This window comes from Bacteroides sp. AM16-13 (assembly GCF_003602705.1).
Lineage (GTDB): Bacteria > Bacteroidota > Bacteroidia > Bacteroidales > Bacteroidaceae > Bacteroides > Bacteroides xylanisolvens.
On sequence record NZ_QTLK01000001.1, the window covers coordinates 261,341 to 283,568 of the forward strand.

The 22,228-nt window shown below is 43.7% G+C and carries 16 protein-coding genes; 11 read left to right on the top strand and 5 right to left on the bottom strand.

The features are described 5' to 3' along the window. The first annotated feature begins 17 nt into the window (after window positions 1-17). From DW173_RS01040 to DW173_RS01070, 7 genes are all read left to right on the top strand, one after another. Window positions 18-5,648: an alpha-2-macroglobulin family protein gene (locus DW173_RS01040; RefSeq protein WP_120143434.1), complete on the top strand. Its 5,631-nt coding sequence runs from the start codon at window positions 18-20 to the stop codon at window positions 5,646-5,648. Between the two features lie 148 nt (window positions 5,649-5,796). Then, a complete protein-coding gene (gene pbpC, locus DW173_RS01045; RefSeq protein WP_199722801.1) occupies window positions 5,797-8,241 on the top strand; it encodes a penicillin-binding protein 1C in 2,445 nt (814 codons plus the stop codon). Between the two features lie 26 nt (window positions 8,242-8,267). Next, the gene (locus DW173_RS01050; protein WP_004315999.1) at window positions 8,268-9,443 is read left to right on the top strand and encodes an MFS transporter; all 1,176 of its coding nucleotides are present in this window, start codon (window positions 8,268-8,270) and stop codon (window positions 9,441-9,443) included. Window positions 9,444-9,489: 46 nt separating this feature from the next. Then, a complete protein-coding gene (locus tag DW173_RS01055) occupies window positions 9,490-9,924 on the top strand; it encodes a hypothetical protein (protein WP_008018526.1) in 435 nt (144 codons plus the stop codon). 154 nt (window positions 9,925-10,078) lie between these two features. Further along, a complete protein-coding gene (gene nhaC / locus DW173_RS01060; protein WP_049703115.1) occupies window positions 10,079-11,506 on the top strand; it encodes a Na+/H+ antiporter NhaC in 1,428 nt (475 codons plus the stop codon). Between the two features lie 67 nt (window positions 11,507-11,573). Beyond that, complete coding sequence (locus tag DW173_RS01065) at window positions 11,574-12,164, top strand: DUF4251 domain-containing protein (RefSeq protein WP_004305931.1); 591 nt, start codon at window positions 11,574-11,576, stop codon at window positions 12,162-12,164. An 87-nt stretch (window positions 12,165-12,251) separates the two neighbouring features. Then, window positions 12,252-12,911, top strand: coding sequence for a LuxR C-terminal-related transcriptional regulator (locus DW173_RS01070; protein ID WP_008770885.1), 660 nt, complete (start codon window positions 12,252-12,254; stop codon window positions 12,909-12,911). 70 nt (window positions 12,912-12,981) lie between these two features. Here the strand turns inward: DW173_RS01070 and DW173_RS01075 are convergent, their stop codons facing one another. From DW173_RS01075 to mnmA, 3 genes are all read right to left on the bottom strand, one after another. After that, entirely contained in the window at window positions 12,982-13,323 is a 342-nt protein-coding gene (locus DW173_RS01075; RefSeq protein ID WP_008643242.1) for a type II toxin-antitoxin system RelE/ParE family toxin, read from the bottom strand. Further along, the gene (locus DW173_RS01080; RefSeq protein ID WP_004316007.1) at window positions 13,313-13,567 is read right to left on the bottom strand and encodes a hypothetical protein; all 255 of its coding nucleotides are present in this window, start codon (window positions 13,565-13,567) and stop codon (window positions 13,313-13,315) included. Before DW173_RS01080 ends, DW173_RS01075 begins: the two co-directional genes overlap by 11 nt. Window positions 13,568-13,655: 88 nt before the next feature. Then, window positions 13,656-14,723, bottom strand: a complete 1,068-nt coding sequence (gene mnmA / locus DW173_RS01085; protein ID WP_120143438.1) for a tRNA 2-thiouridine(34) synthase MnmA — start codon at window positions 14,721-14,723, stop codon at window positions 13,656-13,658. Between the two features lie 180 nt (window positions 14,724-14,903). On the opposite strand from mnmA, the gene DW173_RS01090 reads away from it, so the two are divergent. Together DW173_RS01090 and DW173_RS01095 are read left to right on the top strand one after the other, a co-directional pair. Next, window positions 14,904-16,319: a S41 family peptidase gene (locus DW173_RS01090; RefSeq protein ID WP_120143439.1), complete on the top strand. Its 1,416-nt coding sequence runs from the start codon at window positions 14,904-14,906 to the stop codon at window positions 16,317-16,319. 6 nt (window positions 16,320-16,325) lie between these two features. Next, a complete protein-coding gene (locus tag DW173_RS01095; RefSeq protein ID WP_120143441.1) occupies window positions 16,326-17,120 on the top strand; it encodes a DUF4595 domain-containing protein in 795 nt (264 codons plus the stop codon). A gap of 408 nt (window positions 17,121-17,528) precedes the next feature. On the opposite strand, the gene DW173_RS01100 is transcribed toward DW173_RS01095, so the two are convergent. Further along, window positions 17,529-18,347, bottom strand: coding sequence for an alpha/beta hydrolase (locus DW173_RS01100; RefSeq protein ID WP_120143443.1), 819 nt, complete (start codon window positions 18,345-18,347; stop codon window positions 17,529-17,531). A gap of 26 nt (window positions 18,348-18,373) precedes the next feature. Then, window positions 18,374-18,808, bottom strand: coding sequence for a DUF2007 domain-containing protein (locus DW173_RS01105; protein ID WP_004316013.1), 435 nt, complete (start codon window positions 18,806-18,808; stop codon window positions 18,374-18,376). 181 nt (window positions 18,809-18,989) lie between these two features. Between DW173_RS01105 and DW173_RS01110 the strand changes: the two genes are divergently transcribed. After that, the gene (locus DW173_RS01110; RefSeq protein ID WP_120143445.1) at window positions 18,990-21,368 is read left to right on the top strand and encodes a TonB-dependent receptor; all 2,379 of its coding nucleotides are present in this window, start codon (window positions 18,990-18,992) and stop codon (window positions 21,366-21,368) included. A gap of 33 nt (window positions 21,369-21,401) precedes the next feature. Then, window positions 21,402-22,187, top strand: coding sequence for a M48 family metallopeptidase (locus DW173_RS01115; protein ID WP_004296962.1), 786 nt, complete (start codon window positions 21,402-21,404; stop codon window positions 22,185-22,187). Window positions 22,188-22,228: the final 41 nt, after the last annotated feature.

Below are 22,228 nucleotides of genomic sequence, written 5' to 3' on the forward strand. Positions count from 1 at the left end.
ATAAAAAACTCATCGCTATGGGACTAACAAAGACTACACGTAGCATTAGTGCTACCGGACTACTCCTACTTATCATGATGACTGTGGGCCTATATTCATGCACACGTACTCAAAAAGACATCATTCCTTCTGCCGATTATGCACCGTATGTAAATGCGTATACGGGAGGAGTTATTTCACAGAATTCAACCATACGCATAGAGTTGACCCATGACCAACCCATGGTGGATCTGAACAGTGAGTTAAAAAACAATCCGTTCAGCTTTTCCCCTTCATTAAAAGGAAAAGCATATTGGGTAAGCAACAACACCATTGAGTTTGTGCCGGAAGAAGGAGCATTGAAACCGGGAACGCTCTACGAAGGAACTTTCCGGCTTGGAGACTTCATTGAAGTGGACAAAAAACTAAAAGAGTTCAACTTCTCATTCCGTGTGCAGGAACGTAACTTCACTTTGCAGTTGGAGTCGTTACCAATTACAGCTGCCCAACCGGATGAAATAAATATTAAAGGAGAAATACGCTTCAGCGATGTAGTGAAAAAAGAGGAAGTGGAAAAGATGCTGACTGCCAGCGATGGCAAGAAGAGTTATCCGGTAGAAGTCACCACGACAGACAACCTTACCCGGTATCAGTTCAACATCAGACAAATACCCAGAGAAGCTGATGATTACCCATTGACCATTACAGCCAATGGTAACCCAGCCGGCATTGACCGCAAACAAAGCGAAGAAGTGCTGATACCGGCTAAAGATTGCTTCCGTTTTATGTCTGCCGAACGCATTGAACAACCGGAAAACGGAATTGAGATTGTTTTCTCCGCTCCTTTATCCACTACCCAGGATTTAAAAGGACTGATTGAGATTCCGGAAGTCTCCTCATCTATCTTCCAAATCAGCGAGAACAGAGTCTTCATCTATTTCGAAGCAAACACGCAGAATAAACTGACATTGAATATCCATGAAGGAGTCAAAGACAGTCAAGGTAAAGCGCTGGGAACTTCACATACGATCTCGTTCAGTGAAGTTAGTCTGAAACCACAAGTAGAAATGTCTACCTCCGCCGCCATCCTGCCCGATTCGAAAAATCTGATTATTCCTTTCAGGGCTGTCAATCTGTATGCCGTGGATTTGAGTGTGATCCGTATCTTCGAGAATAATGTATTGATGTTCATGCAAACCAATTCGCTCGCCTCAGCCAATGAGCTACGCCGCTCAGGAAGGCTGGTTTATAAGAAAACATTATGGCTTGCCAAAGATGCTTCCAAAGACATTCATCATTGGGGGGATTACTCAATAGATCTTGCCGGGTTGATTCATCAGGAGCCGGGTGCCATATACCGTGTCATACTTTCATTCCGTCAGGAATACTCCGCTTATCCTTGTGGAGGAAACAAGAATCAGGATATGAAATTCGCCGACAGTAACACATCCGATGGGTTGACCAAAGTAAGCGGAAGTGTCTTGTCTGAAGAAGATGAAGCCATCTGGAATACGCCCGAAGCTTACTATTATTACAACGGAGGAACAATGGACTGGAGCGTGTACCGATGGACGGAACGCGACAATCCATGCCATCCATCTTATTATATGAATTCAGACCGAATTGCTGCATGTAATGTGTTTGCTTCCAATCTGGGGATGATTGTAAAACGGAATTCACTGAACAAACTATGGATTGCCGTAAGCAATATTTTGGACACCAAACCGATAGGGAAAGCACAAGTAACAGCATATAACTTCCAGTTACAGCCTATAGGAAAGGGAGAGACCAATGGAGACGGGTTCGTTGAAATCGCTCCGAAGGGCGTACCTTTCATTATCGTGGCTGAATCGGAAAAGCAAAAGGCGTATGTGCGTGTCGTAGACGGTGAAGAACAGTCCGTCAGCAGATTCGACGTGGGAGGAAAAGATATTCAAAAGGGATTGAAAGGATTCATATATGGCGAAAGAGGAGTATGGCGACCGGGAGACACATTGCACATTTCCTTTATATTGGAGGACCGCGAAAAGAGAATCCCCGACAAGCATCCCGTAGCACTGGAAATATACAATCCGAGAGGACAGTTCTACACCAAAATGATTTCAACGCAAGGAATGAACGGATTTTATACATTCGACGTTCCGACACAGGCTACAGATCCAACCGGGCTCTGGAATGCATATATTAAAGTAGGAGGAACCACCTTCCACAAAGGTCTGCGTATCGAAACCATAAAGCCCAACCGCTTGAAAATAAACCTGGCATTGCCGAAGATTCTTCAAGCTACGGACAAGGATGTCTACGCCCCACTCACTTCAACCTGGCTGACAGGAGCCACTGCCTCCAAATTGAAAGCTAAAATAGAAATGTCTTTATCTAAAGTGAATACACAGTTTAAGAATTACGGACAATATATCTTCAATAATCCGGCTACGGATTTCACGACTATCAAAACAGATGTATTTGACGGTACACTGGATGCAGAAGGAAAAGCCAGCGTCACACTGAAAGTTCCGACTGCAACCGAAGCACCGGGTATGTTGAATGCAACTTTCACCACCCGTGTATTCGAACCGGGAGGAGATGCCAGCATCTACACCCAAACAATCCCATTCTCGCCATTTACATCTTACGTCGGTATCAACCTGAACCAACCGAAAGGCAAATATATTGAAACGGACAAAGACCACGTATTCGATATTGTAACTGTAAACACGCAGGGACAGCTAGTGAACCGTACTAATCTGGAATACAAAATATACCGCATCGGCTGGAGCTGGTGGTGGGAGAACAGCGGTGAATCTTTTGGCACTTACATCAACAACAGTTCCATCACACCTGTTGCCAGCGGCAACTTACAGACAAGAGGCGGAAAAGCATCCTTCAAGTTCCGCGTCGATTATCCGTCATGGGGACGCTACCTGGTTTACGTAAAAGACAAAGAGAGCGGACATGCCACCGGAGGAACCGTTTATATAGACTGGCCGGAATGGCGCGGACGTTCGAGCAAAACAGATCCCAGCGGCATCAAGATGCTTGCTTTCTCTCTGAACAAAGATTCATACGAAATTGGAGAAACAGCCACAGCCATTATTCCTGCGGCAGCGGGAGGACGTGCACTGGTATCCATTGAAAACGGTTCGACAGTTTTGCGTCAGGAATGGATAGAAGTCTCCAACGGAGGAGATACGAAATATACATTCAAGATTACGCCGGAGATGACTCCGAACGTATATTTGCATATTAGTCTGCTACAGCCTCACGCGCAAACAGTCAACGACCTGCCTATCCGTATGTACGGCGTTGTTCCGGTATTTGTCACTAACAGTCAGACAGTATTGCAACCACAGATACAGATGCCGGAAGTGTTACGCCCGGAAACCAACTTCAACGTGACCGTCAGCGAAAAGAGCGGGAAACCAATGACTTATACATTGGCTATCGTAGACGACGGTTTATTGGATCTTACCAACTTTAAGACCCCGGACCCATGGAATGATTTCTATTCACGCGAAGCGCTTGGCATCCGGACATGGGATATGTATGATAATGTATTGGGAGCTTCTTCCGGAAGCTACAGTTCGCTTTTCAGCACAGGAGGAGACGCTACGTTGAAACCTGCCGATGCTAAAGCAAACCGTTTTAAACCGGTAGTCAAGTTTATAGGTCCTTTCTATCTGGGAAAAGGAAAGAGCCAGACACATACATTGAAACTTCCGATGTATGTGGGTTCGGTACGTGCCATGGTGGTTGCCGGACAGGATGGTGCTTATGGTAATACGGAAAAGACTGCCTTCGTACGAACTCCATTGATGATGTTGTCTACTTTGCCCCGTGTGCTTAGTATTCAGGAAGAAATTACCGTTCCGGTCAATATCTTTGCGATGGAGAATCAAGTGAAGAATGTGACCGTATCACTTCAGGCATCCGGTGGAGGAGTACAGATTGTAGGAGCTAACCAACAATCGCTCAAATTCACCCAACCGGGAGACCAGCTTGTCTTCTTTACCTTAAAAACAGGCAGCAAAACCGGAAAGGCTACAATCCACCTGACAGCAAATGGCGGCGGACAACAAACCAAAGAAACCATTGAAATAGACGTACGCAATCCGAATCCGGTAGTAACCCTGCGCAACAGTCAATGGATAGAAGCCGGACAAAGCAAAGAATTGTCATACAACCTAAGCAGTTCTTCCACAAATAATCAGATCAAGCTGGAAGTATCCCGCATACCTTCGGTAGATATCAGCCGTCGGTTCGACTTCTTATACAATTATCAGCACCATTGCACGGAGCAGTTGACTTCCAAGGCTCTGCCTCTTCTGTTTGTCGCTCAATTCAAGACGATAGATAAGACGGAAGCCGAAAAGATAAAGACGAATGTACAGGAAGCTATCCGGCAGATTTATGGTCGTCAGCTCCCCAACGGCGGATTTGTATATTGGCCGGGGAATGCTGTTGCCGACGAATGGATCAGTTCTTATGCAGGAATGTTCCTGACGCTGGCGCAAGAAAAAGGATATGCCGTTCATGCGAACGTACTGAACAAGTGGAAGCGCTTCCAACGTGCAGCCGCACAAAACTGGCGTATGCCGCAGGAAGCAAGCGGTTGGCAGCAATGGCAGTCGGAATTGCAACAAGCCTTCCGTTTATATACCCTTGCATTGGCAGGAGTACCGGAATATGGAGCTATGAACCGAATGAAAGAACAGACCGGATTATCTATTCAGGCCAAATGGAGGCTGGCAGCCGCATACGCACTGACCGGAAAGATGAAACCGGCTGAAGAACTTGTTTATAATGTAGAAACAACGGTGAACCCCTACTCTTCCATGAATCAGATTTACGGTTCTTCCGATCGTGACGAAGCAATGATTTTGGAAACACTCATCCTGATGAACCGGGAACGGGATGCTTTGCAACAAGCGAAAGTCGTTTCTAAGAATCTGTCACAAGAGGATTGGTTCAGTACACAATCTACCGCTTTTGCTCTGATGGCAATGGGACGTCTGGCAGAAAAGTTATCAGGCACACTGGATTTTGTGTGGTCATGGAACGATAAACAGCAACCTGCTGTAAAATCAGCCAAAGCTGTGTTTGAAAAAGAGATCGCTACCACTCCAAAATCCGGCACTGTTTCTGTGAAGAATCAAGGAAAGGGAGCGCTTAGCGTAGACCTTATCACACGTACGCAGTTATTAAACGATACGTTACCGGCTATCAGCGATAACCTCCGCATGGATATAAGATATGCTAACCTGAACGGTACACCGCTCTCTGTCAATGACATCATACAGGGAACTGACTTTATGGCTATCACCTCAATATCCAATATCAGCGGTACTTCTGATTACACTAATCTGGCACTGACACATATCATACCGTCCGGTTGGGAAATATACAATGAAAGAATGGTTGCTCCCGAAACGGAAAACGCAGCAGCCGACGGCTCCGGTCAATCAGTCAGCAAGTACAGCTATCAGGATATACGTGATGACAGGGTGTTGACCTATTTCAATCTGCGCCGCGGTGAGACAAAGGTATTCACTGTCAGGTTACAAGCGACCTATGCTGGTAACTTTATTCTCCCTGCCGTTCAATGTGAAGCGATGTATGATGCAAACGTACAGGCACGAAGCAAAGCAGGAAGAACCATTGTCAGTCGATAATACTTGGCACGGATACACGGATTTCACGGTTCTACTCGTTCACTTAAACCGCGTAATCCGTGTAATCCGTGCCTAATTATTTCGTACCTTATTATTTCTTACTTAATTATTTGTCATAAAGATATGTCTCTTAGCTTTTAATATTTAAATGAATCCTATAAAATTCTTCAAACGATTATCTGTCACTAAAAAAGTAATGACTATAAGCATTACTCTTTTGATAATAGGATACATCTTTTGCCTTCCCCGGCAACTGTTTCATGTACCCTATTCTACCGTTGTGACTGATCGAAATGAAGAATTATTGGGAGCACGCATCGCCTCGGACGGTCAATGGCGGTTTCCTCCCCGAAAGACAACACCCGAAAAAATCAAGCAATGCCTCATTACCTTTGAAGACAAACACTTTTATCACCACTGGGGAGTTAATCCGTTAGCTACCGGAAGGGCACTCTATCAAAATTTAAAGAACAAACGTGTCGTAAGCGGAGGCAGTACCCTTACCATGCAAACCATTCGTCTCGCCCGGAACAAACCTAGAACTCTCGGAGAGAAAGTCGTTGAAATGATATGGGCTACCCGTCTGGAATTTCGGGCTTCTAAAGAGGAAATCTTATCCATGTATGTCTCTCATGCACCATTCGGAGGAAATGTTGTAGGATTGGATGCTGCTGCCTGGCGTTACTTCGGTCATTCTGCCGAAGATTTATCATGGGCGGAATCGGCTATGCTGGCTGTCCTCCCCAATGCCCCTGCCATGATCCATCTATCCAAAGGACGAAAGACACTGCTTTCCAAACGCAACCGTCTATTAAAGCAACTTCTTGAAGAAGAGATTATCGACGCATCCACCTATGAATTAGCTGTCAGCGAACCGTTACCCGACGAGCCGCATCCGCTTCCTCAAATAGCTCCCCACCTAGTCAGTCGTTTCTATCAGGAAAGAAACGGGCTATATACCCGTTCAACTATTGACAGAGGGATACAAACCCACATAGAGAGTTTGGCAGAACGGTGGAGCAACGAGTTTAATCGAAGTGATATCCGCAACCTGGCAATTCTGGTTATCGACATTCCCACCAATCAAGTAGTAGCATACTGCGGAAATGTACATTTCGACCGTAAACAAGGAGGAAACCAGGTAGATGTGATCCAAGCTCCCAGAAGCACAGGCAGTATTTTAAAACCTTTTCTCTACAATGCCATGCTACAGGAAGGAAGTTTATTACCGAAAATGCTGTTACCGGATGTACCGGTTAATATCAACGGCTTTACTCCCCAAAACTTCAGTATGCAGTTTGAAGGAGCCGTTCCCGCTTCCGAAGCCCTTGCCCGTTCGTTGAATATCCCGGCTGTAACCATGTTACAAAGATATGGAGTACCCAAGTTTCACCATTTGTTGCAACAGATGGGATTCAAGACTATCAATCGGGCGGCTTCTCATTATGGTTTGTCACTGATTTTAGGAGGTGCAGAAGCAACATTATGGGATGTAACGAATGCCTATGCACAAATGGGACGAAGCCTTTCCAGCAATAGCCCCTCCCCGACCGTATCTCAAGGAAAGGAAGCACAGATACTACTGGAAACAGAAAATACAGAGCCAATAAACAATGATACGAAGCAAACAAGCCGTAATCATAAAAGCAATCATAACAAGCAGGAAAAACGAGAACAAAGTAACTCCAGTCCTATCTCCGTAGAAGAGGATTCGGAAGAAACCACTTCGGCTAATGCAGGAGCAGCCTGGCTTACCCTCTCCGCCTTAACAGAAGTCAACCGCCCCGAAGAGATTGACTGGAAATCAATTCCATCCATGCAGACCATCGCATGGAAAACCGGAACCAGCTACGGATTCCGTGATGCGTGGGCAGTGGGGGTGACTCCGCGCTATGCAGTAGGCGTATGGGTAGGCAATGCAACCGGAGAGGGAAAGCCCGGATTGGTTGGTGCACAAACAGCCGGTCCTGTATTATTCGATATATTCAGTTACCTCCCTTCTTCACCGTGGTTCGAACGTCCCACAGGCGTTTTCGTTGATGCAGAAATATGCCGCCAGTCCGGTCATCTGAAAGGACGTTTCTGTGAAGAAACTGATACCGTATTAATTCTTCCCGCCGAATTACGGACGGAGGCTTGTCCTTACCATCATCTCGTCACGCTATCCGCTGACGAAAGCCACCGCATCTATGAAAACTGTGCAAATACCGAACCTACCATTCAGAAATCATGGTTTGCCCTGCCACCTGTATGGGAATGGTACTATAAGCAGCACCATCCGGAATATAAACCACTGCCACCTTTCAAAGCCGGCTGTGGAGAAGATTCTTTCCAATCCATGCAGTTCATCTACCCTCCGATGAACGCCCACATCAAGTTACCCAAACAATTGGACGGCAGCAAAGGGTTTCTCACGGTCGAACTGGCACACAGCAACCCCAATGCGACTATCTTTTGGCATCTTGACGACACTTATCAGACACAGACGCAGGATTTCCACAAAATTTCCCTGCAACCCGCTCCCGGCAAACATTCCCTGACGGCAGTAGACGGAGAAGGCAACACAGTTTCCACTACTTTCTTCATCGAATAAACATCTTATTTTATTATCTTTGCCGCATGAAACAGCCATTAAAAGAAAACGGAGGACTACCGGCATCCATCCTCTGGACACTTGCTATTGTGGCAGGTGTCTCGGTAGCCAACATCTATTATATCCAACCTCTATTAAATATGATACGCCATGAACTTGGCATATCAGAGTTCAGAACTAACCTGATTGCCATGGTCACGCAAATAGGCTATGCAGCAGGACTGTTGTTCATCACCCCCTTAGGCGACTTATATCAACGAAAGAAAATCATCCTTGTCAATTTCACCGTCCTGATCTTCTCCCTCTTGACGATTGCCCTGACACACAGCTTCCATCTGATACTCATCGCTTCATTCCTCACTGGAGTCTGTTCCATGATTCCACAGATATTCATTCCCATAGCCGCGCAGTTTTCCCGTCCGGAACATAAAGGCAGAAACGTAGGAATTGTCTTATCAGGACTATTGACCGGTATTCTGGCTTCACGTGTCGTCAGCGGATTTATCGGTGAACTGATTGGCTGGCGGGAAATGTATCACATTGCTGCAGGCATGATGTTTATCTGCGCGATTGTTGTATTAAAAGTCCTTCCCGATATTCAAACCAACTTCCAAGGAAAATATAGCGACCTGATGAAATCTCTGTTAGCCTTAGTGAAAGAATATCCGCAACTACGCATTTATTCGATTCGGGCGGCACTGAATTTCGGTTCCCTCCTTGCCATGTGGTCCTGTCTGGCTTTTAAAATGGGACAAGCTCCGTTCTTCGCCAACAGCGATGTAATCGGTATGCTGGGACTTTGCGGAGTAGCCGGTGCACTGACTGCTTCTTTTGTCGGAAGATACGTAAAACGGGTAGGCGTACGCCGCTTCAACTTTATCGGCTGCGGTTTGATTCTCTTTGCATGGTTGTTGTTCTTCGTCGGTGAAAACACCTTTGTCGGTATCATCGCCGGTATCATCATCATTGACATAGGAATGCAATGTATTCAGCTAAGTAACCAGACAAGTATCTTCGAACTAAATCCGCGTGCTTCGAACCGTATTAATACAGTTTTCATGACTACTTACTTTATCGGTGGTTCTATGGGAACATTTCTGGCAGGCAGCTTTTGGCAACTGTATGGCTGGCACGGAGTTATCAGTACCGGAGTTGTTTTAACCGGGATTTCTTTATTAATTACGATTTTCTACAAGAAATGAGTCAACAAAACGAACACTCAAACCGTTTATTATAAAAAAAACGCCAATGAAATACGGAGTTAACAGACAAATCTTACTTATCACAGCCGGTGCCGTCTGGATTATAGCCGGTGCCAATATTCTGCGAATAGGAATTGTGACCTGGTTAAACACTTCCCAAGATTGGATGTTCAAAATAGGAGAAGCCACCGTGGTTTTCTTATTATTCTTCGTATTGGTTTTCAGAAGGCTCTACTATAAACATACCCAGCGAATCGAGCAAAAGAAAGAACGCCGGAATTGTCCGTTCTCCTTTTTCGATGTGAAAAGCTGGATTACAATGATATTCATGATTTCCCTGGGAATCACCATCCGTAGCTTCCACCTCCTGCCCGAAACGTTCATTTCTGTTTTCTATACCGGATTATCCATCGCCCTCATCCTGACAGGAGTGCTTTTCATCCGTTACTGGTGGATCAGGCGCAAGACTTTTGCCAGTTGAGCCGTCTCCTACATATTCCGATTAAATATAAACATCTAATAATTTTTATTACCTGATGTTTTGAAGCAAAAGATTTCATTCTTTTTTGTTGTATCTTTGCGCGGCTATCAACAAGCAGTAGCCGGAAAATAAATAAAAGGTTATAAGAATCAAGATGAAAAAAGCTCCCTCTCCCCTCGTATCGTTGATACCGATTGTTGTACTGGTGTTATTATTGTTTGCCACTATCCGTACCTTTGGCAGTGATGCCCTAAGCGGCGGAAGTCAAGTGTCATTGCTTACCACTACAGCCATTTGTATCCTGATTGGTATGGCGTTTTATAAGATTCCCTGGAAAGATTACGAGCTCGCCATCACCAACAATATTGCCGGAGTGGCAACAGCCATCATCATTCTGTTGATAATCGGTGCGTTGAGTGGCATTTGGATGATTAGCGGAGTAGTGCCGACCTTAATCTATTACGGGATGCAAATTATCCATCCCAGTTTCTTCCTGGCATCGACCTGCATCATCTGCGCGTTGATTTCTGTAATGACCGGAAGTTCGTGGACCACTATTGCCACTATCGGTATTGCATTGATGGGTATCGGAAAGGCGCAAGGCTTTGAAGATGGATGGATTGCCGGAGCTATCATTTCGGGGGCATACTTCGGGGATAAAATATCTCCTTTATCCGAAACCACTATCCTGGCGTCTTCCATCACAGACACTCCCCTGTTCCGTCACATTCGTTATATGATGATTACTACGGTACCGTCTCTTATCATCACGCTGATTATTTTCACAGTGGCAGGACTTTCCCATGATGCCAGCAATACACAACATATTGCGGAGGTGGCAACCGCTTTGAACGAAAAGTTTCATATCACTCCGTGGTTGTTAATAGTCCCTGTTGTAACCGGAATACTGATAGCACGGAAAGTACCCTCTATCGTTACGCTGTTCCTATCCACTCTGCTAGCTGGTGTCTTTGCTTTGATATTTCAGCCGGAGTTGTTGCAAGAGATTTCCGGAGTTGCCGTTTCCGGATTCGATTCTTTGTTCAAAGGACTGATGATGACCGTCTATGGAGCGACAAATTTACATACAGACAATGCCGTTCTGACAGATTTAATCGCTACACGTGGGATGGCGGGAATGATGAATACGATTTGGCTGATTCTGTGCGCCATGTGTTTTGGCGGGGCAATGACAGCAAGCGGTATGCTGGGAAGTATCACTTCCATCTTCGTCCGCTTCATGAAGAAAACAGTCAGCGTGGTTGGAGCGACAGTCTGCTCCGGCCTGTTTCTTAATCTGACAACTGCCGACCAATACATCAGTATCATTCTGACGGGAAATATGTTTCGCGATATTTATGCCAAGAAAGGGTATGAAAGTTGCTTACTAAGCCGTACGACGGAAGATGCAGTAACCGTTACATCCGTATTGATTCCGTGGAATAGTTGCGGAATGACACAAGCTACTATCTTGAGTGTACCCACACTTGTGTATCTACCTTATTGTTTTTTCAACATTATCAGCCCCTTAATGAGTATCACTGTGGCAGCCATCGGATATAAAATTGCAAGACGTTCGTGAACAATCTGGCATACACTTTGTTTTTGCAATAAACGAACAACGTATTAAACCTAAACAAAAAAAAGTTATGAAAAAGTTTATTGCATTAGTAGCATTAGTATTAGTAAGTGCAAGCACAATGATGTATGCACAAGAAAGTAACGCAGCAGCACGCCGCGCAGAAAGAAAAGCTCAAAGAGATGCAGAAAGAGCAAAACTCCGTGCCGAAGAAGAGGTGCAGGACATGGCAGCCTATCAACAAGCTGTACAGGCTTTGAAGAACAAGCAATTTGTATTGGAAGCTAATCAAGTTGTCTTCCGCAACGGTATGAGTGCTTTTGTTACTTCAAACACCAACTTCGTCTTGATGAACGGCAACAGAGCTACCGTACAGACTGCTTTCAACACTCCTTACCCAGGTCCTAACGGAATCGGTGGTGTTACAGTAGATGGTAATTCTTCGGATATGAAGATGAATATCGACAAAAAAGGAAATGTGAACTGCTCATTCAGCGTTCAGGGTATCGGCATCTCCGCTCAAGTATTTATCAATATGAGTAGCGGAAACAATACTGCTTCGGTTAGCATCAGCCCGAACTTCAGCAACAATAACCTGACATTGAACGGAAATATCGTTCCGCTTGACCAGTCAAATATCTTCAAAGGACGTTCCTGGTAATCCGGATACAAGAATCTTATCATAACTCCGCTACAAATCGCGCAAAATGCGTACATTTGTAGCGGAGTTTTTTATTCATCGTTGCTTATGAGAGAATTTATCATCGCAGACAATCAGGATATCAGTAAGGCAGGAATGATGTTCCTGCTAAGTAAACAAAAGGAAGTGTCCCTCCTTTTAGAAGCTGATAACAAGGCGGAACTGATTCAGCAGCTACGATTGCATCCGCAAGCGGTGATTGTATTGGATTATACACTGTTCAATTTTGCCGGGGCGGATGAATTGATTGTCTTGCAGGAAAGATTCAAGGAAGCCGACTGGATTCTATTCTCTGACGAACTTAGCCTGAACTTTCTCCGCCAGGTACTGTTCAGCAGTATGGCTTTCGGGGTAGTGATGAAAGATAATTCAAAAGAAGAAATCATGACTGCCATTCAATGTGCCACCCGCAAACAACGGTATATTTGCAATCATGTCAGCAATCTGTTGCTTTCGGGCGCTTCTTCTCCGCTGGCTGCCTCAAGCGTAGACGATCATCTATTGACACAAACGGAGAAGAATATCCTAAAAGAAATTGCATTGGGAAAAACGACGAAAGAGATTGCAGCAGAGAAAAATCTTAGTTTCCATACGATAAACAGTCATCGTAAGAATATCTTTCGCAAATTGGGAGTAAATAATGTACATGAAGCTACTAAATATGCGATGAGGGCTGGGATTGTGGATTTAGCGGAATACTACATCTGAGATGCCGCCTTATAAGAATTACCCTACACATCCTATTAGCACAAACTAGTGAACAGTGCCTTTCTCTATTCTATTTCAATCCATTCTGTTTCAGAAGTTGTTCTATTTCCTTTTCTGATATAGACGCTCTATCTGCTTTATCATAAATATAGAGAAGATTCAAAACTGCATCTTGTTGAGAAACGACTAAAGTAAATGTTATAACCCTTGCTCCTCCACTTTTACCTTTTCCTTTTGAAGTTATTTTCATACGAACTTTGCGCAGTCCATGTCCCAAGTCCGTTCCTAGCAGAGGATTCTGTTCTAAATCATCAATCAATGAAACAAAATCCTCCTTAAAAGAGGAATAGTGTTTCGCCAGCCTTTTAGCCTCCCGCTGAAATGTCGGCTTAACTATAATTTCATAATTCATTAATGAACTCTCTTGCAGTCTTTACCTCCAACTTACCTTCCATTGAAAGTTTTACCTCTTTCAGTCCGGCGTCAATCCCTGCTAGAACTTCTTCTTTCGTGATTTCTTCCTCTTCTTTTTCAGCTTCCATTTTTTTCAGTCGTTTCAAATAGTTCTTCACTCGATTGAGCATCTCTTTGTCATTCAAACTCAGGAGTTCCTCCACCAAGTCCATCTTCAGACTTTTCAATTCCATCGTTGTCATAAGCAATCCTCCTTTATTTATATTCTACGAAACAAAAGTAGTGAAAAATCTCCTGATAATCCAATCTTCACCAATCAAAATAAACTATTTAACAGATGATTTCACCACTCCCCACACAAACTTTTGCTTCTTCATCATAAATCACCCCAAACTGTCCCGGAGCAATGCCTTGCAACTTTTCGAACGACAAAATGTGAAACTGCTTCTCCCCTTCCTGTATCAGTTTTCCTTTTGTAAATTCGGGAGTGTGGCGAATCTTGAAAGTAATGTCTAGCTCCTTCTCCTGACCTTTCCAAGGATTATCAGTAATAAAATGGAAATCATGCATCCTGAATTCATTACCGTATTGTGTCTCTACACCGTAGCCACGAGATACGTAGATAGTATTTTCCTCAATATCCTTCTTGACTACAAACCAGGGACCACCACTCAATCCGAGCCCTTTCCGCTGACCAATTGTGTGGAACCAATAGCCGCGATGTGTACCCACTTTCTTTCCGGTTTCCAGTTCAACAATCGCCCCTTCCTTTTCTCCTAAAAAACGACGAACGAAATCATTGTAGTTTATCTTTCCGAGAAAACAAATCCCCTGACTGTCTTTCCTTTTGGCACTAGGCAATCCGGCACGGTTTGCAATCTCACGTACCTCCTGCTTCATCAACCCTCCAATGGGAAACATGAGCTTAGAAACTTGCAGGTAATCAATCTGGGCGAGAAAGTCTGTCTGATCTTTCACGGGATCTTTTGCTGTGCCCAGCCAAGTTCTACCATCACGTTGTAAGGTGGTGGCATAGTGACCGGTTGCCGTAAAGTCGAAATCTTTCCCGACACGCTGTTCAAAGCAGCCGAATTTGATAAGCTTATTACACATCACGTCCGGATTCGGTGTCAATCCCTGCCGAATTTTATCAATGGCATACGCCGCCACATTCTCCCAATACTCCTGATGCAGGTCCACCACTTCCAAAGACAGACCGTATTTACGTGCCGTTGCAGTAGATAATTCAATATCCTCCTCTGCCGAACAGTCCATATATTCCGCTCCGTCCATACCTATCTTAATGTAAAAAAGAGTAGGCTTATATCCTTGCTCACAAAGGAGATGTACGACAACCGAACTGTCGACACCTCCTGATAATAATGCAGCTATCTCCATGAATAAAAATCCGTCTATTAATAACTTTCTATATTTTAGCTAATACCTATCGAAAACTTTGATGTCACAAAGATAAGGCAAGATTCTCTAACACCCAATCACACATTGAAGGCATTTTTATACCATAAATGTGGTAGATAAGCAAAGTATTTCCTACATTTGCACAGTAAAAAGCTTTTTATGATGACGAAATTAAGAAAGATAATCCTCATACCTGCCCTGATCCTCGTATCTATCAGTGGTTTCTTCTCCTGTGGTGTCGACCGCTGGCCGGAGTATGCCCATCAAACTGCACTGGATACATGGATGTACGACATCATGCAACAGAACTATCTGTGGTATCAAGATCTACCTTCCTACGATGATGTGAATCTGTTTCTGGAACCTGCCTCGTTCTTATCTAAAGTGAAATCAAAAAAAGACAGCTACTCGTTTGTAGATTCTGTGATGGAGACTCCGCTGCCTACTTATGGATTCGACTATTCACTGGTTCGCAACCCGGACATCGATACTGCCTACAACGCATTGATTACTTATGTAATTCCTGGTTCGCCAGCTGCTGCCGTACTAAAGCGAGGCGACTGGATTGTAAAAGTAGATACATCGTATATCAGCAAAAAATATGAGGCTCAACTACTGCAAGGCACAGGACCTTTGGAAATAACTTTGGGAAAATATCAAAAAGTACCACCTACAGAGCCGCCAGTAGAAGGCGAGGAGGAAGAAGATATTTACCGAGTTGTACCGGTAGGCGACCCTGTAGAAATGGGAGCAGCTGTATCATTGGTAGACAACCCTATTCACTGCAAGAAAATATTAACGTTGACTGATGGAAGTGAAGTCGGTTACCTAATGTACAACAGCTTTACAGCAGGTACTAAAGACAATCCGGAAAAATACAACACCGAATTACGTGAATGGTCGGATGAGCTTGCCCAAAAGAATATCCATCAAGTGATACTCGACCTACGATATAACAAAGGAGGAAGCATTGATTGTACGCAACTATTAAGCACTATTCTTGTGTCTTCTTTTTACCTTGACCAAACAATGGCATTCTTGGAATATAATGATAAGAATACGGCAAAAGATGCAACTCTGATCTTTAATTCTGATTTATTAGGCACCTCCGGTGGCAAGAACCTGGATTTAACGACTCTTATCGTTTTGATTAGTGGAGAAACGGCAGGAGCTCCGGAAATGTTGATGCATAGCCTGAACGGAAAAATCCAACAGTTAATAGCTATCGGCAGTTCAACCAAAGGACAAAATGTAGCTACGGAACAATTTATCAATGAAGAATTTTTGTGGTCTATCAATCCGGCTGTATGCACTATCTATAATTCAGAACATGACACTTATGGTGGATTCAAACCGACATACGCAGTCAATGCTTCAACCGATTACTTAACTTTCCTACCTTTCGGTGATGAAAAAGAGACTTTGTTGAGTGTAGCTCTCGGGGTATTGAACAAAACTTATCCACCAAAGGACGAGGAAACCGAAGAGACCACAAAAGCGCAATTCAAGATAGAGAAAAGCGTTATAAGTCCGGCAAGTAGGCGTTTTAGTAGTAACGGATTACGATTAAAATAAGAAAGGATGAAAATAGTAGCTATTTTATTGCTGGCAATACTGACATTCAGTTGTTCGGATGATGATGAAAAGGGCACAGAAGAGAATAAAGGGCAATGGGCTATGATTTTCAATGAAACCATCAAAAGCGATTCAAATCCTGTAGATAGAACAGAGAAGTTTATGTTCGATGATGAACGCCTGATCCAACATATTATAAAACAACGGTATTTCGAAGAAGAAATCAGTAACGAAGTAAACTTGAGCTACTCTGATAATCAGGTAACAGTTACCACTGACTATCTCACTTTAATATATACATTAAATAGCGAAGGCTATGCCAGTCAATGTGTATACAGTTTGTCTTCACAAAATCGTATTTATCTATTTTCTTACTCTGCAGAAGGATACTTAACCGGAATTGTCGAGAATATTGACGATACAGAATATTCATCAACATCACTTACATACGAGAACGGAGATATAACCTCTATCAGTTCCAAGATGAACGGCCTTGAAAACAAGTTCATTTATGAACCGGGAGAAGAAAGTTCGACATATCATTTGCCCTGCCTCGGTTTATTGGAAATACACCCTCTGACATTCCATATTGAAGCTCTTTACGCAGGGTTATTGGGTAAGGATCCGCGCCATTTCACCATGCACAGTTGTCCTGCAGGAAGTAACGACGAAAAGACAGTCTATTCGTATGGGTTTGATAAAAAAGGAAATCCATCCAGGATGATTTGTCAGACGACCTATGCCGGAGGACAGGCCAGCTATTATCCATACACACGCAACATTTCGATTTCTTTCGAATAATCTTTCATTCCGAACATCGAATTCTCTTTTAAAGTAGTATAATCACTCTATTTCTGTCAAGAGCAGAATTATAGATTCTTAACCTATAAAGATACTTTTCATGCCTCAACTTTGTTTATTCCGAAACAAAGGCTCTGATTTTACCTAACAAAGGCTCTAACTTCTCCTAATGCAGCGTTTAATGAGTCGTAACGCACCGTCTAATTTTTATAAAGCTACGGTATAAAACACGTTAATCTCTAGTTTCATCCCTTTTATAAACCGGGATAAAGCTCACGACTCCCAAGGATACAACAAAAAAGGAGAAAGCTTCCGCTCCCTCCTTCTATCGTAGTTTAACCTCAATCTATTTTATGATTCTGTACCAAAGATACAACATTGAAAAGCCAAAGTCAAGTATTCCCGGTTTTATTTCTTGAAAAACTTATCAAAGAACAGAATCTGATAATCAATGGAATTATTCCAATACTGTCCATTATGCGCTCCCGGGCGGGTAATAAAATCATGATCGATCTTTCTTTCCAACAGGCGGTTATGCAAATCCTTGTTCACATTCAGGAAGAAATCATCTTCTCCACAATCGACAATGATAGCCAAATCGCCATTCTCTATCTTATCAATCTGATTGATAACGGTATGATTATCCCATACCTCCTTATTCGATTCATATTCTCCCAACTGTTTAGCCATGTCCCAGTTTTTCGGGAACGGGCGAATATCCATCCCTCCGCTTGTACTTCCACTGGCACCAAACGTATCTTTATGACGGATTGCATTCCACATCGCTCCGTGTCCACCCATACTCAATCCGGTGATGGCGCGTCCCTTACGGTCGGCAATCGTCTTGTAATGTTCGTCGATATACTTCACCAGTTCCGACGAAATAAAAGTTTCATAGCGGAAAGACGGATTGACCGGACTATCCCAGTACCAACTGGTCTTTCCGTCCGGACAAACGAATATGATTCCTTTTTCGTCCGCAATTTGGGGAAGATTCGGTTTAATGCCAATCCATGTTTTAGCATTTCCACCGTAACCGTGCAGTAAATAAATGGTGGGACAAGCCACCGATTTCTTTCCTGATGCAACATCCGGCGTAACAACGACCACTTGCACTTCCTTATTCATGGAAGGACTTTTAATTAACAAGGTATCTACTTTGGCAGCAAAAGAGGGAGCTACCCAAATTAAAAGAAGAGCAATTAATAGATTTTTTTTCTTTTCCATTGTGTGTTATAAATAGTTAGATATAATTATTCCTCTGGCTCTGCAGCAGGATTAAATTTAGCAACCGGCATTTCAAAGTTTTTATGACACTGTTTACAGGTATAGTTCCAGTGGTTGTCTCCCGGGGGAATGACCATTAATGCAGAAATGATAGCAGCCCCCATAGCACGCCAACGCTTTTCTTTTCTCAAAACCAACTGGATGTCCGATGAACCGCAGTACGGACAAAGCGTTAACTCTTCCGGCCAACTATCGTTATCCTTCAACACTTGGACAGCATTCTCGTAGTCTTCATCTGCCACCAATATATCCACCCCTGCTATACTACTTACGCAACTTTTATACAAAGTAGAGAAATTCTCATTGTGCAGAATAGACTCGATGCCTTCATTCTCCAATGCTCCCTGAAGGATATGTGCCTTCATCGCATCATTACAAGTGATCAATTTTACAGTCTTCATAAGGAATCTGTTTTAATATGTCCCACAAAAATAAGATATAAAAATGAAATGTGAAACAAAACCCGACTAACTTTATCAGCAGGTAAAACGAACCAAATCAGAAGTGATTCTATTTTTATTCACGGAAGATATCATTATTTAATACTTTTTTCGTACTTTCGCAGCGACAATTGGCAATCACATGAAAAAACTATTGACACTGCTACTATTTTCCAACATCCTGTTTTCCCTGTTACAGGCACAACCTGTACATCAAATAAAGGGAACGGTGATTGAGAAAAACAGCCGTCAGCCATTAGAATTCATTAACGTAATGGTTCTTGGGCTGAACAAAGGTGGTGTCACCAATGCGGAAGGTCATTTCACCATCGAACAAGTGCCTCCCGGCATCTACCGCCTACAAGCGACAGCCATCGGCTACAAGAGTGTCACTACTCCCGAATATATCTTATCTACCAAAGATCTGAACATTTCGATAGAAATGGAAGAGAACCTGACCGAACTCGCAGGAGTAACCGTCACCGCTTCTCCTTTCCGGCGCGACTTGGAAAGTCCGGTCAGCCTGCGCATCATCGGATTGCAGGAAATAGAAAAGAGTCCGGGAGCCAACCGGGACATTTCGCGTATTGTTCAGTCTTATCCGGGAGTTGCCTTCTCTCCTATCGGCTACCGCAATGACTTGATTGTACGCGGTGGTTCTCCTTCTGAAAACCGTTTCTATCTGGACGGAGTGGAAATACCTAATATCAATCACTTCAGCACACAAGGAGCCTCCGGCGGTCCGGTGGGGATTCTCAATGCCGACCTGATCCGTGAAGTAAATTTCTATACAGGTGCTTTTCCCACTGATAGAGGGAACGCACTTAGCTCCGTGCTTGATTTCAAATTGCGCGACGGAGATATGGAGCATAACTCACTAAAAGCTACCCTCGGAGCATCCGAAGTCTCTCTGACCTCTAACGGACATATTGGAAAGAAAACCTCCTATCTGGTATCCGTGCGTCAATCTTATCTGCAATTCCTGTTTGATATGCTCGACCTGCCTTTCCTGCCGACTTTCACCGATGCGCAATTCAAGTTGAAAACCCGGTTCAACGAACAGAACGAACTGACGGTATTGGGGCTTGGAGGAATCGACAATATGCGATTGAACACGAAAGCAGATAGCGAGGACAATGAATATATCCTTAGTTACCTGCCAAAAATCAAGCAGGAAACGTTTACCTTAGGTGCTGTATATCGTCACTATGCAGGCCCGCATGTGCAATCGGTGGTAGTCAGTCACAGTTACCTGAACAACCGCAATACCAAATACCGGCAGAATGATGAAAGCATTCCGGAGAATCTGATGCTCCGCCTCCGTTCTACCGAACAGGAAACGAAGTTCCGCTTCGAAAACAATTCTTCTTTCCGCAACTGGAAAGTCAATCTCGGAGTGAATCTGGATTATAGTCAATATACCAATACCACCTTTCAAAAGGCATATACCAATCAGGCACAAACGTTTGATTACCATACCTATTTGGGAATGATGCGTTGGGGACTTTTCGGCACTATCAGCTACTCTTCGATGGACGAACGTTTCACAGCTTCCTTGGGATTGAGAGCTGATGCCAACAATTATTCGTCGGCCATGAAGTCACTCTCCGACCAGCTTTCTCCCCGCATATCGCTTTCCTACCAACTTGCCGAGCACTGGTTCGTTAGCGGAAATGCAGGACTTTATTATCAGTTGCCTCCTTACACGGCACTCGGTTTTAAAGATAATAACGGAACGTATGTCAACAAATACAATCTGCGTTATATGAAAGTCAGCCAGGAAAGTCTGGGCATTAGTTGGCGCAAAGGAGATACGTTCGAAGTCTCCGTCGAAGGATTCTATAAAGACTATGACAAAATTCCGCTCTCCGTTGTAGACGGGATTCCTCTTACCTGCAAAGGAAATGACTATGGAGTGATTGGCAATGAATTGCTGACTTCTACCGCTCAAGGACGTTCGTATGGCGCGGAGATTCTGGTAAAGTGGCTGATCGCCAAGAAACTGAATCTGGCTTCCTCCTTCACCATCTTTAAAAGTGAATACCGCAACGACAAAGAGAGCGAATACATTGCATCCGCATGGGACAACCGATATATTTTCAATTTACGGGGAACTTACAATCTGCCCCACCAATGGAGTGTCGGCATGAAAGTCAGTTGCATCGGTGGTGCTCCTTATACCCCATACGATGAAGAAAAGTCATCTTTGGTATCCGCCTGGGATGCACAAGGCAAAGCATATTACGACTATTCAAAATATAATAAGGAACGTCTTCCGGCCTTTGCACAGGTAGACCTCCGTATCGACAAGACATTTTATCTGAAACATTGCATGCTGGGATTCTATCTTGATTTGCAGAATATCACGGCCAGCAAACTGAAACAGCAGGATGTGCTGATGAGCACCGGCATCATCGAGAATCCGGAAGCTCCTGCCGACAGCCAACACTATAAAATGAAACGCCTCCAACAATCGAGCGGGACTTTGCTCCCCACATTAGGAATAACATTTGAGTATTAATTTATGCATAGAACATTAAACTAGAAAAAGAGTATGAAAAGAGAAATCGCTATGATTGCCTTCGTATTATTAGGCATGGGAATGACAGCTTCTGCACAATTCGGCAAGAAGATTAATTTAGGAAAAGCTTTACAAGCAGGTAAAGATGTAGTATCAGCCGTTACATTATCTGATGCGGACATTGCTAATATGAGTAAGGAATATATGGCATGGATGGACACTCATAATCCATTGACAAAACCTGATACTGAATATGGCAAACGGTTGGAGAAACTGACGGGACATATCAAAGAAGTGGACGGACTGAAACTTAACTTTGGCGTATATGAAGTAATAGACGTAAACGCCTTTGCCTGCGGTGACGGTAGTGTACGTATCTGCGCCGGTCTGATGGATGTTATGACGGACGAAGAAGTAATGGCAGTGGTAGGTCATGAAATCGGTCATGTGGTTCACACAGATTCCAAAGACGCTATGAAAAATGCCTACCTACGTTCAGCTGTGAAGAACGCGGCAGGTGCAGCCAACGACAAAGTAGCCAAACTGACAGACTCCGAACTGGGAGCCATGGCAGAAGCTCTTGCCGGTGCACAATTCTCACAAAAGCAAGAAAATGAAGCCGATGATTATGGTGTTGAATTCTGCGTAAAAAACGGCATCGACCCTTATGCAATGGCAAATGCCTTGAGTAAATTGGCAGAACTTGCAAAAGATGCTCCTAAAGCATCCTATGCACAAAGAATGTTCTCTTCACATCCGGACACTCAAAAGCGCATTGAACGTACAAAAGCCAAAGCAGACAGCTACGCTAAGAAGTAATAAACAAGACTTTCGTATGACTACTACCAGGCACGGAATTT